Source organism: Streptomyces sp. Root431 (assembly GCF_001426585.1).
Classification (GTDB): Bacteria; Actinomycetota; Actinomycetes; order Streptomycetales; family Streptomycetaceae; genus Streptomyces; species Streptomyces stackebrandtii.
This window is the reverse complement of record NZ_LMEI01000008.1, coordinates 292,292-306,884: the sequence shown is the minus strand read 5'-3', so window position 1 is coordinate 306,884 and position 14,593 is coordinate 292,292. Positions and strand designations below refer to the sequence as shown.

Annotated in this window: 11 protein-coding genes and 1 tRNA gene; 9 read left to right on the top strand and 3 right to left on the bottom strand. The window is 68.9% G+C overall.

The window, feature by feature from the left end:
• The first annotated feature begins 115 nt into the window (after window positions 1-115).
• The 7 genes from ASC82_RS12475 (at window position 116) to ASC82_RS12445 (ending at window position 9,359) form a co-directional block, all read left to right on the top strand.
• Window positions 116-2,398, top strand: a complete 2,283-nt coding sequence (locus tag ASC82_RS12475; RefSeq protein ID WP_056645849.1) for an FdhF/YdeP family oxidoreductase — start codon at window positions 116-118, stop codon at window positions 2,396-2,398.
• A 68-nt stretch (window positions 2,399-2,466) separates the two neighbouring features.
• On the top strand, window positions 2,467-2,952 hold the full coding sequence (locus ASC82_RS12470) for a hotdog fold thioesterase (RefSeq protein WP_056645846.1): 486 nt from the start codon (window positions 2,467-2,469) through the stop codon (window positions 2,950-2,952).
• A gap of 557 nt (window positions 2,953-3,509) precedes the next feature.
• On the top strand, window positions 3,510-4,745 hold the full coding sequence (locus ASC82_RS12465; RefSeq protein ID WP_056645842.1) for a branched-chain amino acid ABC transporter substrate-binding protein: 1,236 nt from the start codon (window positions 3,510-3,512) through the stop codon (window positions 4,743-4,745).
• A 98-nt stretch (window positions 4,746-4,843) separates the two neighbouring features.
• Window positions 4,844-5,773 carry a branched-chain amino acid ABC transporter permease gene (locus ASC82_RS12460; RefSeq protein WP_056645839.1) on the top strand — a complete coding sequence of 310 codons (930 nt, stop codon included), beginning with the start codon at window positions 4,844-4,846 and terminating at the stop codon, window positions 5,771-5,773.
• A gap of 5 nt (window positions 5,774-5,778) precedes the next feature.
• Entirely contained in the window at window positions 5,779-7,611 is a 1,833-nt protein-coding gene (locus ASC82_RS12455) for a branched-chain amino acid ABC transporter permease (RefSeq protein WP_056646372.1), read from the top strand.
• Between the two features lie 3 nt (window positions 7,612-7,614).
• Window positions 7,615-8,646, top strand: coding sequence for an ABC transporter ATP-binding protein (locus ASC82_RS12450; RefSeq protein WP_056645837.1), 1,032 nt, complete (start codon window positions 7,615-7,617; stop codon window positions 8,644-8,646).
• Complete coding sequence (locus tag ASC82_RS12445) at window positions 8,643-9,359, top strand: ABC transporter ATP-binding protein (protein ID WP_024757294.1); 717 nt, start codon at window positions 8,643-8,645, stop codon at window positions 9,357-9,359. Before ASC82_RS12450 ends, ASC82_RS12445 begins: the two co-directional genes overlap by 4 nt.
• Before the next feature lie 82 nt (window positions 9,360-9,441).
• On the opposite strand, the gene ASC82_RS12440 is transcribed toward ASC82_RS12445, so the two are convergent.
• Complete coding sequence (locus tag ASC82_RS12440) at window positions 9,442-10,095, bottom strand: response regulator (RefSeq protein ID WP_056645833.1); 654 nt, start codon at window positions 10,093-10,095, stop codon at window positions 9,442-9,444.
• Between the two features lie 116 nt (window positions 10,096-10,211).
• Here ASC82_RS12440 and ASC82_RS12435 point away from each other — a divergent pair.
• Window positions 10,212-10,284 (top strand) — tRNA-Leu (locus ASC82_RS12435).
• Window positions 10,285-10,360: 76 nt separating this feature from the next.
• Here the strand turns inward: ASC82_RS12435 and pyk are convergent.
• Entirely contained in the window at window positions 10,361-11,788 is a 1,428-nt protein-coding gene (pyk, locus tag ASC82_RS12430) for a pyruvate kinase (protein ID WP_056645830.1), read from the bottom strand.
• Between the two features lie 146 nt (window positions 11,789-11,934).
• Window positions 11,935-12,621, bottom strand: a complete 687-nt coding sequence (locus tag ASC82_RS12425) for an SIMPL domain-containing protein (protein ID WP_024757291.1) — start codon at window positions 12,619-12,621, stop codon at window positions 11,935-11,937.
• Between the two features lie 172 nt (window positions 12,622-12,793).
• On the opposite strand from ASC82_RS12425, the gene ASC82_RS12420 reads away from it, so the two are divergent.
• Window positions 12,794-14,590 (top strand): 5'-nucleotidase C-terminal domain-containing protein, encoded by a 1,797-nt coding sequence (locus tag ASC82_RS12420; protein ID WP_056645826.1) that lies wholly within the window; start codon window positions 12,794-12,796, stop codon window positions 14,588-14,590.
• The last annotated feature ends 3 nt before the right edge of the window (window positions 14,591-14,593 follow it).

Genomic DNA, 14,593 nt, shown 5'->3' with positions numbered 1-14,593 from the left:
ACTGACATTCCCGGTCGCACATGCCCCGTCGCCCCGCCCGGCCCGCCGCGCCGTCGGTGGCGCGTGACAGGATCGGAGGCGTACGCCGCAGGATTACCGCTCAAGGGAGAGCGCGATGGTCAGCAAGCCGCCGGCCGGTGACCCGGTACAGGACGCACCGCAGGTCACACCGCCGCAGCACGCCGCAGCAGGCCTGCCCGCCATCGGGCACACCCTGCGGATCGCGCAGGAGCAGATGGGGCTGCGGCGCACCGCGCGCACCCTGCTCAAGGTCAACCAGAAGGACGGCTTCGACTGTCCGGGCTGCGCGTGGCCGGAGGAGGACAAGCGGCACGTCGCCGAGTTCTGCGAGAACGGGGCGAAGGCGGTCGCCGAGGAGGCGACGCTGCGCCGGGTGACCCCGGAGTTCTTCGCGGCGCACCCGGTGGCGGACCTGGCGACGCGCAGCGGGTACTGGCTGGGCCAGCAGGGCCGGATCACGCAGCCGATGCTGCTGCCGGAGGGCGGCGAGCGGTACGAGCCGGTGACCTGGGAGCGGGCCTTCGCGATCATCGCCGAGGAGCTCCGGGCCCTGGGCTCGCCCGACGAGGCGCTGTTCTACACGTCGGGCCGGACGAGCAACGAGGCGGCGTTCCTGCTCCAGCTCTTCGCCCGCGAGTTCGGCACGAACAACCTGCCGGACTGCTCCAACATGTGCCACGAGTCCTCGGGTTCGGCGCTGACGGAGACGATCGGGATCGGCAAGGGCAGCGTGTCCCTGGAGGACCTGCACCGGGCGGACCTGATCGTCGTGGCGGGGCAGAACCCCGGCACGAACCACCCGCGGATGCTCTCGGCCCTGGAGAAGGCGAAGGCCGCGGGCGCGAAGATCATCTCGGTGAATCCGCTGCCCGAGGCCGGTCTGGAGAAGTTCAAGAACCCGCAGACCCCGCAGGGCATGCTCAAGGGCGCGGCGCTCACCGACCTCTTCCTCCAGATCCGGATCGGCGGCGACCAGGCCCTCTTCCGGCTCCTCAACAAGCTGGTCCTGGAGACCCCCGGGGCGGTCGACGAGGAGTTCGTACGGGAACACACCCACGGGTACGAGGAGTTCACCGCGGCGGCGCGGGAGGCCGACTGGGACGAGACGCTCGCCGCGACCGGGCTCGACCGCTCGGAGATCGAGCGGGCCCTGGAGATGGTGCTCGCCTCGGAGCGGACGATCGTCTGCTGGGCGATGGGCCTCACGCAGCACAAGCACTCCGTGCCGACCATCCGCGAGGTGGTCAACTTCCTTCTGCTGCGCGGGAACATCGGGCGGCCGGGGGCGGGCGTGTGCCCGGTGCGCGGCCATTCGAACGTGCAGGGCGACCGGACGATGGGGATCTTCGAGCGCCCCGCGCCGGCCTTCCTCGACGCCCTGGACAAGGAGTTCGGGATCGTCTCGCCGCGCCACCACGGCTACGACGTGGTCCGCGCGATCCAGGCGCTGCGCGACGGCGAGGCGAAGGTGTTCTTCGCGATGGGCGGCAACTTCGTGGGGGCGACGCCCGACACGGAGGTGACGGAGGCGGCGATGCGCCGGGCGCGGCTGACCGTCCACGTCTCGACGAAGCTGAACCGCTCGCACGCGGTCACGGGCACGCGCGCGCTGATCCTGCCCACCCTCGGGCGCACCGACAAGGACGTGCAGAAGAGCGGCCGGCAGATCGTGACCGTCGAGGACTCGATGAGTCTGGTGCACGCCTCGCGCGGCAATCTGCCGCCGGCGAGCCCGCACCTGCTGTCCGAGCCGGCGATCGTGGCACGGATGGCCCGGGCCGCGCTCGGCACCGAATCGGCCACGCCCTGGGAGGAGTTCGAGGCGGACTACGCGAAGATCCGGGACCGCATCGCGCGCGTGGTGCCCGGCTTCGAGGACTTCAACGCCCGGCTCGCGGCGAACGCGGGCGGCTTCGCGCTGCCGCACGGCCCGCGCGACGAGCGCCGCTTCCCCACGAAGACCGGCAAGGCCAACTTCACGGCCGCGCCCGTCGAGTACCCGAGGGTGCCGGAGGGCCGGCTGCTGCTCCAGACGCTCCGCTCGCACGACCAGTACAACACCACGATCTACGGCCTGGACGACCGCTACCGGGGCATCAAGGGCGGCCGGCGGGTCGTCCTCGTCCACCCCGAGGACGCGGCGGCGCTCGGGCTCGCCGACGGGGCGTACACGGATCTGGTGAGCGAGTGGACGGACGGGACCGAGCGGCGGGCGCCCGGCTTCCGGGTGGTGCACTACCCGACGTCGCGGGGCTGCGCGGCGGCCTACTACCCGGAGACGAACGTCCTCGTCCCGCTGGAGTCCACGGCGGACGTCAGCAACACACCCGCCAGCAAGTCCGTGATCGTCCGTCTGGAACAATCGCAGTCCGCCTAAGCGTTTGCTCAGGCGCCAACGGATGATCACGCGATCAGCAGCCGTACGAAGACGAACGGAGCCGGGCCATGGGTGAACAGCAGCACGTGAAGTTCCCGCAGGAGATCATCGACGAGTACGCGGCACTCGGCGTCGACCTCCCCGCGCTCTTCTCCGCCGGGCACCTCGGCAACAGGATGGGCGTGCAGATCCTGGAGGCCTCGGCCGAGCGGGTCGTCGGCACGATGCCCGTGGAGGGCAACACGCAGCCGTACGGGCTGCTGCACGGCGGCGCCTCCGCGGTGCTCGCCGAGACGCTGGGCTCCATCGGCTCGATGCTGCACGGCGGGGTGTCCAGGATCGCCGTCGGCGTCGACCTGAACTGCACCCACCACCGCGGGGTGCGCAGCGGCATCGTGACCGGTGTGGCGACCCCCGTACACCGCGGGCGGTCCACCGCCACGTACGAGATCGTCATCACCGACGAGCAGGACAAGCGTGTCTGCTCGGCACGGCTGACCTGCCTGCTGCGCGAGGTCAACGCGAAGGACGCGGGGATCGTCACCGGCGGCTGACGGGCCAGGACGGACGATCAAGGGGCGGCACCCATCGGGGTGCCGCCCCTTCGTCGTCCCCTTTTCGATTTCGTCGCCCCGCTCTTCGATTCCACCCACTGTTACTCTCTGTGATCTTCAATCGGGAGGTGAACGGGGGAAATCCGGGCGGAACGGAAGGGCCGATTCGTCCGCTGAGCTTTCTGCCACTGTCCGATATCCGGAGAGTCCGCTCAGCGGACCGTCAGTACCAAGAATCGCTCAAGCCCCTTAGCGGAACTGCATGTTCTCACTATGTGAACACCGCAATACCGACCCCTATGCCCCGGTATTCCCCACCGGCACGCACACTCTTTCCCCGTCGGCATAACAAGACAGTCACATCCTGTCCTCGGTCCTCCCCGACCCTCCCCACCTGCGCTTAGAGTCACCGCCAGTCACCGCGCCGCCGGGCGCGTCCTACGGCACGGCCCTAGTACCACCCCAGTACGGCCCGGCGTTCGACAACGGCACCCCTCGCTCCGCAGCTTCACGGCACCGCCTCATCCGAGGGGGCCGCGCCAGGGAAAGGACCCTTCGTGCGAAACCGTTCGTTGCTCATACTCACCACCGCGGTCACCGCGGGTGCACTCACCCTCACCGCCTGCGGTTCGCGTGACGACAAGGGCGGCGCCGAAAAGGGCGGCGACGGTGGCAACGTCACCGTGACCATCGGTCTCGACGCGCCCCTCACGGGTGAGCTGTCCGCCCTCGGCCTCGGCATCAAGAACTCGGCCGACCTCGCCGTCAAGACGGCCAACGAGAAGTCCTACGTCAAGGGCGTGACCTTCAAGCTGGAGTCCCTGGACGACCAGGCGCAGCCCTCCGCCGGCCAGCAGAACGCGACCAAGTTCGTCGCCGACAAGAGCGTCCTCGGCGTCGTCGGCCCGCTGAACTCCTCCGTCGCCGAGTCGATGCAGAAGGTCTTCGACGACGCGAAGCTGGTGCAGGTCTCTCCGGCCAACACCAACCCGGCGCTCAGCCAGGGCATCAACTGGAGCTCCGGCGACAAGAAGCGGACCTACACGTCGTACTTCCGCACCGCCACGACGGACGCCATCCAGGGCCCGTTCGCCGCGCAGTACGTCTTCAACGAGGCCAAGAAGACCAAGGCCTTCATCATCGATGACAAGAAGACCTACGGCGCCGGCCTCGCGGGCACCTTCAAGGGCGAGTTCGAGAAGCTCGGCGGCAAGGTCCTCGGCACCGAGCACATCAACCCCGACACCAAGGACTTCTCCGCGGTCGCGACCAAGGTGAAGAGCTCCGGCGCCGACGTCGTCTACTACGGTGGCGAGTACCCGGCCGCCGGCCCGCTGGCCAAGCAGATCAAGGAAGCCGGCGCGAAGGTCGTCGTCGTCGGTGGCGACGCGATCTACAGCCCCGAGTACGTCAAGCTCGGTGGCGCGGCCGCGACCAACGGCGACATCGCCACCTCGGTCGGCGCGCCGATCGAGTCCCTCGCCTCCGCCAAGGACTTCCTGGCGAACTACAAGGCCAAGGGCTACAAGGAGGCCTACGAGGCCTACGGCGGTTACGCCTACGACTCCACCTGGGCGATCATCGAGGCCGTCAAGAAGGCCACCGAGGGCAACGGCGGCAAGGTCCCCGAGCGCGCCAAGGTCGTCGAGGCCATGCAGGGTGTCTCCTTCGAGGGCGTGACCGGCAAGGTCTCCTTCGACGAGTTCGGTGACACCACCAACAAGCAGCTGACGGTCTACAAGGTCGAGGGCGGCGCGTTCAAGCCGGTCAAGTCCGACACCTTCGGCGGCTGATCAACCCCACCACCTCAGCACCACCTTCACCGCGCGGGGGGCCGCACAAGGCGCCCCGCGCGGTGTCACATCCGTCGAAAGTCTCGGAGGACAATGCGGTGAACGAACTGCCGCAGCAGCTGGTCAACGGCCTGCTACTGGGATCCATGTACGGGCTCGTCGCCGTCGGCTACACGATGGTCTACGGCATCGTCCAGCTCATCAACTTCGCCCATGGCGAGATCTTCATGACCGGCGGCTTCGGGGCGCTCACGGTCTGGCTCATCCTGCCCGGCGGCACCAGCATGTGGGTCGCGCTGCCCGTCATGATCATCGGTGCCGTGATCGTCGCGACCACCATAGCCGTCGGAGCGGAACGATTCGCCTACCGTCCGCTACGCGGTGGCCCCCGTCTCGCCCCCCTCATCACGGCCATCGGTCTCTCGCTCGCCCTGCAGTACGCGGTGTGGGTGTGGTACCCCGAGGCGAAGTCCGCCCGGACCTTCCCGCAGATTCCCGGCGGTCCGATCGAACTCGGCCCGATCACCATCCAGACCGGCGACGTCTTCCTCCTGATCGCCGCCCCGATCTGCATGGCCGTCCTCGCCTTCTTCGTCATGCGCACCCGCGTCGGCCGCGGCATGCAGGCCACGGCGCAGGACCCGGACACCGCGAAGCTCATGGGCGTCAACACGGACCGGATCATCGTGATCGCGTTCGCCCTCGGCGCCGCGATGGCCGCCGTCGGCGCCGTCGCGTACGGCCTCAAGTACGGCGTCGTCGACTACAAGATGGGCTTCCTCCTCGGACTCAAGGCCTTCACGGCCGCCGTCCTCGGCGGTATCGGCAACATCTACGGAGCCATGATCGGCGGAGTCGTCCTCGGTATCGCCGAGACCATGGCGACGGCGTACATCAGCCACATCCCCGGTATGGAGCAGCTCGGCGGCCAGTCCTGGGCCGACGTCTGGGCCTTCGTACTCCTCATCGTCGTACTCCTCGCCCGGCCACAAGGCCTCCTGGGCGAGCGCGTCGCGGACAGGGCGTGAGCACCATGACCACCATCTCCGAGAACCCCCAGGCAGCATCGGTCTCCAAGCGGGACGAGGCGACCGGTCTCATCGGCTTCGTGCCGGCCAAGGCCGCCCGCGCACTCGTCCTGGGCGGCGCCGTCCTCACGGTCGCGAGCTGTTTCCTCTCGTGGACCTGGACGCCCGCGTTCCCCGGTGACCTCACGTACTACGGCTCCCCGGCGGGCCTCCAGCTCCAGGTCCTGGTCCTGGGTCTGCTCACCACCCTCTTCGCCCTCTCCTCGTACGGCGTCAAGGGCACCCGCTGGCTGACCCCGGCCGGCGCCGACGCGGCCGTCAAGTTCGCCGCGCTCGCCACCTTCGGCACCACCTGGTACACCGTCGCCGCGATCAGCATCTCGCTGGGCGGACCGGTCAACCTGGAGCCGGGCGGCGCGATCGTCGCGATCGCCACCCTGGTCACCCTCCTCGGCGCCCTCGCCCTTCCCTTCGAGCGGCCCACGGTGCTGCCCGTGGACCCCGAGGACACCGGCTGGGACCAGTTCAAGCACCGCGCCGGCAACGGCTGGACGGCCTTCAAGGGCGCCTTCGCCACCACCGGCCCCGCCCGCAAGCTGCCCCCGATGCACTCCTCGGTCGAGATCCTGATCATCACGGGCATCCTCGCCGTGGCGCTCGGCGTCTTCACCTACGGCGTCGGCACCGAGTACGACGAGCTGTTCCTCGGCTTCCTGATCACGGCCGGCCTCGGCTTCGCCGCGGTCAACAAGTCGGGCCTCATGCAGCAGGCCACGCAGCTCACCAAGAAGCACCAGAACCTCACCATCGCGGGCGCGTTCACCGCGGCGGCGCTGTTCCCCTTCACCCAGACCGACGACCAGTACGCGACGCTCGGCGTCTACATCCTGATCTTCGCCACGGTCGCCCTGGGCCTGAACATCGTCGTCGGCCTCGCCGGTCTCCTCGACCTCGGTTACGTCGCCTTCCTCGGCGTCGGCGCCTACGCGGCCGCCCTCGTCTCGGGCGCCCCGACCTCGCCGTTCGGTGTGCACTTCCCCTTCTGGGCCGCCATCCTGGTCGGCGCCGGAGCCTCCCTGGTCTTCGGTGTCCTCATCGGCGCCCCGACCCTGCGTCTGCGCGGCGACTACCTCGCCATCGTGACGCTCGGTTTCGGTGAGATCTTCCGCATCGCCGTCATGAACACCGACGGCACCTCCGGTCCGGACATCACCAACGGCTCCAACGGCATCGCCTCCATCCCGAACCTGAGCATCTTCGGGTTCGACTTCGGCGCCGAGCACTCGATCGCCGGCTTCACCATCGGCCGCTTCGCGAACTACTTCTTCCTGATGCTGCTGATCATGGCGGTCGTCGTGATGGTCTTCCGGCGCAGCGGCGACTCCCGCATCGGCCGCGCCTGGGTCGCGATCCGCGAGGACGAGACCGCCGCGCTCGCCATGGGCATCAACGGCTTCCGGGTCAAGCTCATCGCCTTCGCGCTCGGCGCCTCGCTCGCCGGCCTCGCCGGCACCGTGCAGGCCCACGTCACCTACACGGTGACCCCGGAGCAGTACCTCTTCGCCGGTCCGATCCCGCCCAACTCCGCCTTCCTGCTCGCGGCCGTCGTCCTCGGCGGCATGGGCACGATGAGCGGTCCGCTGGTCGGTGCCTCGCTCCTCTTCCTCATCCCCAACAAGCTCCAGTTCATGGGCGAGTACCAGCTTTTCGCCTTCGGCGTCGCGCTGATCCTGCTCATGCGCTTCCGCCCGGAGGGCATGATCGCCAACCGGCGCAACCAGCTGGAGTTCCACGAGAACGACGAGACGCCCGCCCCGCTCGCGAAGGCAGGTGCCTGAACCATGACGACCACCACGAAGACCGCCGACGCGACCACCGCGCCGACCGCAGGCGAGGCCGTTCTCGACGCCCGCGGGGTCACCATGCGATTCGGCGGCCTCACCGCCGTCCGCGATGTGAACCTGACCGTCAACAGCGGCGAGATCGTCGGTCTCATCGGCCCCAACGGTGCCGGCAAGACCACCTTCTTCAACTGCCTCACCGGTCTCTACGTCCCCACCGAGGGCGAGGTGCGGTACAAGGGCACGGTCCTGCCGCCCACGTCCTACAAGGTGACCGACGCCGGCATCGCCCGTACCTTCCAGAACATCCGTCTGTTCCACAACATGACGGTCCTGGAGAACGTCCTCGTCGGACGCCACACCCGGATGAAGCAGGGCCTCTGGTCGGCGCTGCTCCGGCTGCCCGGCTTCAAGAAGGCCGAGGCGGAGGCGACGCAGCGGGCCATGGAGCTCCTGGAGTTCATCGGCCTCCAGGACAAGGCGCAGCACCTCGCCAAGAACCTCCCGTACGGTGAGCAGCGCAAGCTGGAGATCGCCCGCGCCCTCGCGAGCGACCCCGGTCTGATCCTGCTCGACGAGCCCACCGCCGGCATGAACCCGCAGGAGACGCGGGCGGCGGAGGAACTCATCTTCGCCATCCGGGACATGGGCATCGCCGTGCTCGTCATCGAGCACGACATGCGGTTCATCTTCAACCTCTGCGACCGGGTCGCCGTGCTCGTCCAGGGCCAGAAGCTGATCGAGGGCGACAGCCAGACCGTCCAGAGCGACGAGCGGGTCATCGCCGCGTACCTGGGCGAGCCGGTCGCTGAGGACGCGCCGGCCGTGGAGGCTCCCGCGAAGGACGCCCCCGCGAAGGACGCGCCCGTCGAGGCGGCTCCGGCGAAGGAGGCCCCGTCCGAGGACGAGGACGACGCTTCCGAGGACTCGCCTTCGGACGACGCCCCGGAGACTCCCGAGGCCTCCGCCGACGAGGAGAGCTCCGAGGACACCCCGCAAGACCCTGCTTCGGGCAAGGAGAACGACGCATGACCGCACTGCTCGAAGTCGAGGACCTGCGCGTCGCCTACGGGAAGATCGAGGCCGTCAAGGGCATCTCCTTCTCCGTCGACGCCGGTGAGGTCGTCACCCTCATCGGCACCAACGGCGCCGGGAAGACCACCACCCTGCGGACCCTCTCCGGGCTCCTCAAGCCGGTCGGCGGCCAGATCAAGTTCGAGGGCAAGTCCCTCCGCAAGATCCCCGCGCACAAGATCGTCTCGCTGGGTCTGGCCCACTCCCCCGAGGGCCGGCACATCTTCCCCCGGATGACGATCGAGGAGAACCTCCTCCTCGGCGCCTTCCTCCGGAAGGACACCGCGGGCATCGCCAAGGACGTCCAGCGCGCCTACGACCTCTTCCCGATCCTGGGCGAGCGTCGCAAGCAGGCGGCCGGCACGCTCTCCGGCGGTGAGCAGCAGATGCTCGCCATGGGCCGGGCGCTGATGTCCCAGCCGAAGCTGCTCATGCTCGACGAGCCCTCGATGGGTCTCTCGCCGATCATGATGCAGAAGATCATGGCGACCATCGCCGAGCTGAAGGCCCAGGGCACCACGATCCTGCTCGTCGAGCAGAACGCCCAGGCCGCGCTCGCCCTCGCGGACCACGGTCACGTGATGGAGATCGGCAAGGTCGTGCTCTCGGGCACCGGCCAGAACCTGCTCCACGACGAGTCCGTCCGCAAGGCGTACCTCGGCGAGGACTGATCTCCGCCGGTCCGTACCAAGGACGGAAGGCCCGCCCCACAAAGTCGTGGGGCGGGCCTTCTCCGTACGATCCTGCTGCCGCCTACTGGCCCTTGGCCGCCTTCTTCTCCTCGGCGTCCTCGATGACCGCCTCGGCGACCTGCTGCATCGACATGCGCCGGTCCATGGAGGTCTTCTGGATCCAGCGGAACGCGGCCGGCTCGGTCAGCCCGTACTGGGTCTGGAGGATCGACTTGGCGCGGTCCACGAGCTTGCGGGTCTCCAGGCGGAGGGAGAGGTCGGCGACCTCCTTCTCCAGGGCGCGCAGCTCGGCGAAGCGGGAGACGGCCATCTCGATGGCGGGCACCACGTCGCTCTTGCTGAACGGCTTGACCAGGTACGCCATGGCGCCGGCGTCCCGGGCCCGCTCGACGAGCTCGCGCTGTGAGAAGGCGGTCAGCATGAGGACCGGGGCGATGGACTCGCCCGCGATCTTCTCGGCGGCCGAGATGCCGTCGAGGACGGGCATCTTGACGTCGAGGATGACGAGGTCGGGGCGGTGCTCGCGGGCGAGCTCGACGGCGGTGGCGCCGTCTCCGGCCTCACCGACGACCGTGTAGCCCTCCTCCTCCAGCATCTCTTTGAGGTCGAGGCGGATGAGCGCCTCGTCCTCGGCGATGACGACGCGGGTCGTCAGCGGCGGGACGTGCGACGGCTCGGCGTCGTCGGCGGGCTGGGGCGACTCGGGGGCGGTCACGCGGGCTCCTCGTTCGATGGCCTCGTTCCGGAGGCGGATACAGCTCCCCATGAGCCTACCTACCTCCTGTAAGGTAGGGGCACGGCGGGTGATCACCGACCTTCGTTTCGAAGGATGCCCCGGTAGCCCAGCGGAAGAGGCAGTGGTCTCAAACACCATACAGCGTGGGTTCGAATCCCACCCGGGGCACTTTACCTTTGATTCCAAGGTTCGAGACGAGTGCCGCCCGCTCCGCCGGACGGCCTAGGGACGACCCAGGGACGGCCTAGGTCAGGGGCTCGCCGATGTGGTGCACCCGGACCAGGTTCGTCGAGCCGGCGACACCCGGCGGGGAACCGGCCGTGATCACCACGATGTCGCCCTTCTTGCACCGCCCGATCCGCAGCAGCTCCTCGTCGACCTGGGCCACCATCGCGTCCGTGGAGTCGACGTGCGGACCGAGGAAGGTCTCGACGCCCCAGGTGAGGTTGAGCTGCGAGCGCGTCGCCGGGTCCGGTGTGAAGGCGAGCAGCGGGATCGGCGAGCGGTAGCGGGAGAGCCGCTTGACCGTGTCGCCGGACTGGGTGAAGGCGACGAGGAACTTGGCCCCGAGGAAATCGCCCATCTCTGCGGCGGCCCTGGCCACGGCGCCGCCCTGGGTGCGGGGCTTGTTGCGCTCGGTCAGCGGGGGCAGCCCCTTGGCGAGGACGTCCTCCTCCGCGGCCTCGACGATCCGGCTCATGGTGCGGACCGTCTCGATCGGGTAGCGGCCGACACTGGTCTCACCGGAGAGCATGACGGCGTCCGTGCCGTCGATGACCGCGTTCGCCACGTCGCTCGCCTCGGCGCGCGTGGGGCGGGAGTTGTCGATCATCGAGTCGAGCATCTGGGTGGCGACGATGACCGGCTTGGCGTTGCGCTTGGCCAGCTTGACCGCCCGCTTCTGGACGATCGGCACCTGCTCCAGGGGCATCTCGACGCCCAGGTCGCCGCGGGCGACCATGATGCCGTCGAAGGCGGCGACGATCTCCTCGATGTTCTCGACGGCCTGCGGCTTCTCGATCTTGGCGATGACGGGCAGCCGGCGGCCCTCCTCGTCCATGATCCGGTGGACGTCCACGATGTCCCGGGCGCTGCGGACGAAGGAGAGCGCGATGACGTCGGCGCCGATGCGCAGGGCCCAGCGGAGGTCCTCGATGTCCTTCTCGGACAGGGCGGGTACGGAGACGGCGACGCCGGGCAGGTTGAGGCCCTTGTGGTCGGAGACCATGCCGCCCTCGATGACCAGGGTGTTGACCCGGGGCCCGTCGACGGAGACGACCTCCAGGGTGACGCGGCCGTCGTCGACGAGGATGCGCTCGCCGGTGGTCACGTCCGCGGCGAGGCCGGAGTAGGTCGTCCCGCAGCAGTGGCGGTCGCCCTCCACGGGATCGACGGTGATGGTGAACTCGTCGCCGCGTTCAAGGAGTACGGGACCTTCACGGAAGCGGTCGAGACGAATCTTCGGGCCTTGAAGGTCGGCGAGGACACCGATGCTGCGACCGGTCTCGTCGGAGGCTTTGCGTACGCGCTGGTAGCGCTCCTCGTGCTCGACGTACTCGCCGTGACTGAGGTTGAAGCGGGCCACGTCCATTCCGGCCTCGATCAACGCCTTGATCTGGTCGTATGTTTCGGTGGCGGGCCCAAGGGTACAAACGATTTTCGCTCGGCGCATGGGTCGAGCCTAGGCCTTACCCATCAGTAGGAAATTGGCTGGGCATGACTACTCAACAACCTTTCCGTGAAAGGTTGTTGACAAGTCTTGAATCTGTGCACCGGGGTGCTCCGATGAGCGATTTTCGCGCCCCCGCGCCCCTTGTCTCAGAGTGCGGGCGGCACCATCGTGAAGCGCGCGACGACCTCGGCCGTGACCGTCTGCCGCTGCGGTTCGAGGTCCAGCGGAGGCGCCTCGCCGGCCCGCTCCGTCGCGAATCCCGCCGGCGCCGCGGCGAAGACCGGGGGCAGCTGCGACAGCCCCGGCCCCGCGAGACCGGCGTCCGAGAGTTCGAGGAGTGAGGCGAGCGAGGTGCCGAGCGCCTCCGCGTACGCCCGCGCCCGCTGCACGGCCTCCGTCACCGCGAGGCGCCGCGCCTCCGCGTACGCCGGAGAGTCCGGCCGCAGCTCCCACCAGGGGCCGTCGACACCCGTCATCTCCAGGTCGGCCAGGCGGGTCACCAACTCCCCCAGGACCGTGAAGTCGGTCAGCTCGGCCGTCATCCGCACGCGGCCCACGAAGGCGTGCACGCGCTCGCCGCGCCCGCGCCTGCCGAGCTCCGGCGAGATCGAGAACCGGCCCGTCTCCAGCTTCTCGACCGTCTCCCCCTGCGCCTTGACGAGATCGAGCACCTGAGCGTTCCGCCGGGTCAGCTCCGCGAGCGTCGCCGACCGGTCCGTACCCCGCGCGGAGACCGTCACCCAGATCCGGGCGAACTCCGGGTCGACCTCCAGCCGGCCCTCGCCACGCACCGTCACCTGCGGGGCTCCCGGGGTCGCGTGTTCCTGCGTCACGTCCTGACTCCTCCATGGTCGGTAACGATCGTCCACCGAACACTTTCCCACTCCGTAACCCGAAAGGGCTGTTGCCGACGTGCCGCCTGAGCCAGAATCTACGCGCGTTGTGCGCTCGGTCCCGTGTCTGACCGTGGCCTGAAACCAACGCCACCGAACCAAGGAGAAGCACATGCCGTTGAACCGCCGGACGTTCCTGGAGAGCTCCGTGGCCGTCGGGGCCGGAGCCGCCCTCGCCACGGGGGTCGCCGCTCCCGCCGAGGCCCACGGCCACCGCCCCAAGCCGGCCAAGCGGTACTCGTTCACGGTGATGGGGACGACCGACCTGCACGGCAACGTCTTCAACTGGGACTACTTCACGGACAAGGAGTTCGACGACAAGGCCCACAACGACATAGGCCTCGCCAAGATCTCCACCCTGGTCGACCAGGTCCGCGAGGAGAAGGGCCGCTGCAACACCCTCCTCATCGACGCCGGCGACACCATCCAGGGCACCCAGCTGTCCTACTACTACGCCAAGGTCGACCCGATCACCGCGCGCCGCGGCCCCGTCCACCCGATGGCCCAGGCGATGAACGCCATCGGCTACGACGCCGCCGCCCTCGGCAACCACGAGTTCAACTACGGCATCCCGGTGCTCCGGAAGTTCGAGGAGCAGTGCGACTTCCCGCTGCTCGGCGCCAACGCGCTCGACGCGAAGACCCTGCGCCCGGCCTTCGCCCCGTACAGCATGCACCGGCTGCGCACCCCGCACGGCAAGGACGTCAAGGTCGCGGTACTCGGCCTGACCAACCCGGGCATCGCCATCTGGGACAAGGCGAACGTCCAGGGCAAGATGGTCTTCCCCGGCCTCGAGGAGCAGGCCGCGAAGTGGGTGCCGAAGCTGCGCTCGATGGGCGCGGACGTGGTCGTCGTCTCGGCGCACTCCGGCTCCAGCGGCACCTCCTCGTACGGTGACCAGCTCCCCCACATCGAGAACGCGGCCGGGCTCGTCGCCGAGCAGGTGCCGGGCATCGACGCGATCCTCGTCGGCCACGCGCACACCGAGATCCCCGAATACCGCGTGAAGAACAAGGAGACCGGCAAGGACGTCGTCCTGTCCGAGCCGCTCAAGTGGGGCCAGCGCCTCACCACCTTCGACTTCGACCTGGTGTGGGAGAAGGGCCGCTGGGTCGTCGAGAAGGTCGGCGCGCAGGTCCTCAACTCCAACACGGTGGCGGAGGACCCGCGGATCACCGGGCTGCTCGCGGACGAGCACGAGAAGGTCGTCGCGTACGTCAACCAGGTCATCGGCACCTCCACGGCGTCCATGACCACGGCCGACGCGCCGTGGAAGGACGAGCCGATCATCGACCTGATCAACGTCGTCCAGGCGGAGACGGTGAAGGCCGCCCTCGCGGGCGGCGCGCACGCGGCCCTGCCGGTGCTCTCGCAGGCCTCCTGCTTCTCGCGCACGGCCCGCATCCCGGCCGGTGAGATCACCATCAAGGACGCGGCCGGCCTGTACCCCTTCGAGAACACCATGGAGGCCCGCCTGCTGACGGGCGCCCAGCTGAAGGACTACCTGGAGTACTCGGCGAGGTACTACGTCCAGACCGCGGCGGGCACGCCCGTCGACACCGCGAAGCTGACCAACGCGGGCGGGACGCCGGACTACAACTACGACGCCGTGTCGGGTCTGACGTACGAGATCGACATCGCCAAGCCGGCCGGTTCGCGGATCGTGAACCTGTCCTTCGAGGGCAAGCCGCTCGACCCGGCGGCGCAGTTCGTCCTCGCGGTCAACAACTACCGGGCGAGCGGCGGCGGCGCGTTCCCGCACGTCGCGAACGCCCAGCAGCTGTGGGCGAACTCGGACGAGATCCGCAACACCATCATCCAGTGGGTGAAGGCGAAGGGGACGGTCGACCCGGGTCTGTTCGCTTCGGTGGACTGGAAGCTGACCCGGGACGGCGTGCCGGTGTTCTAGTTC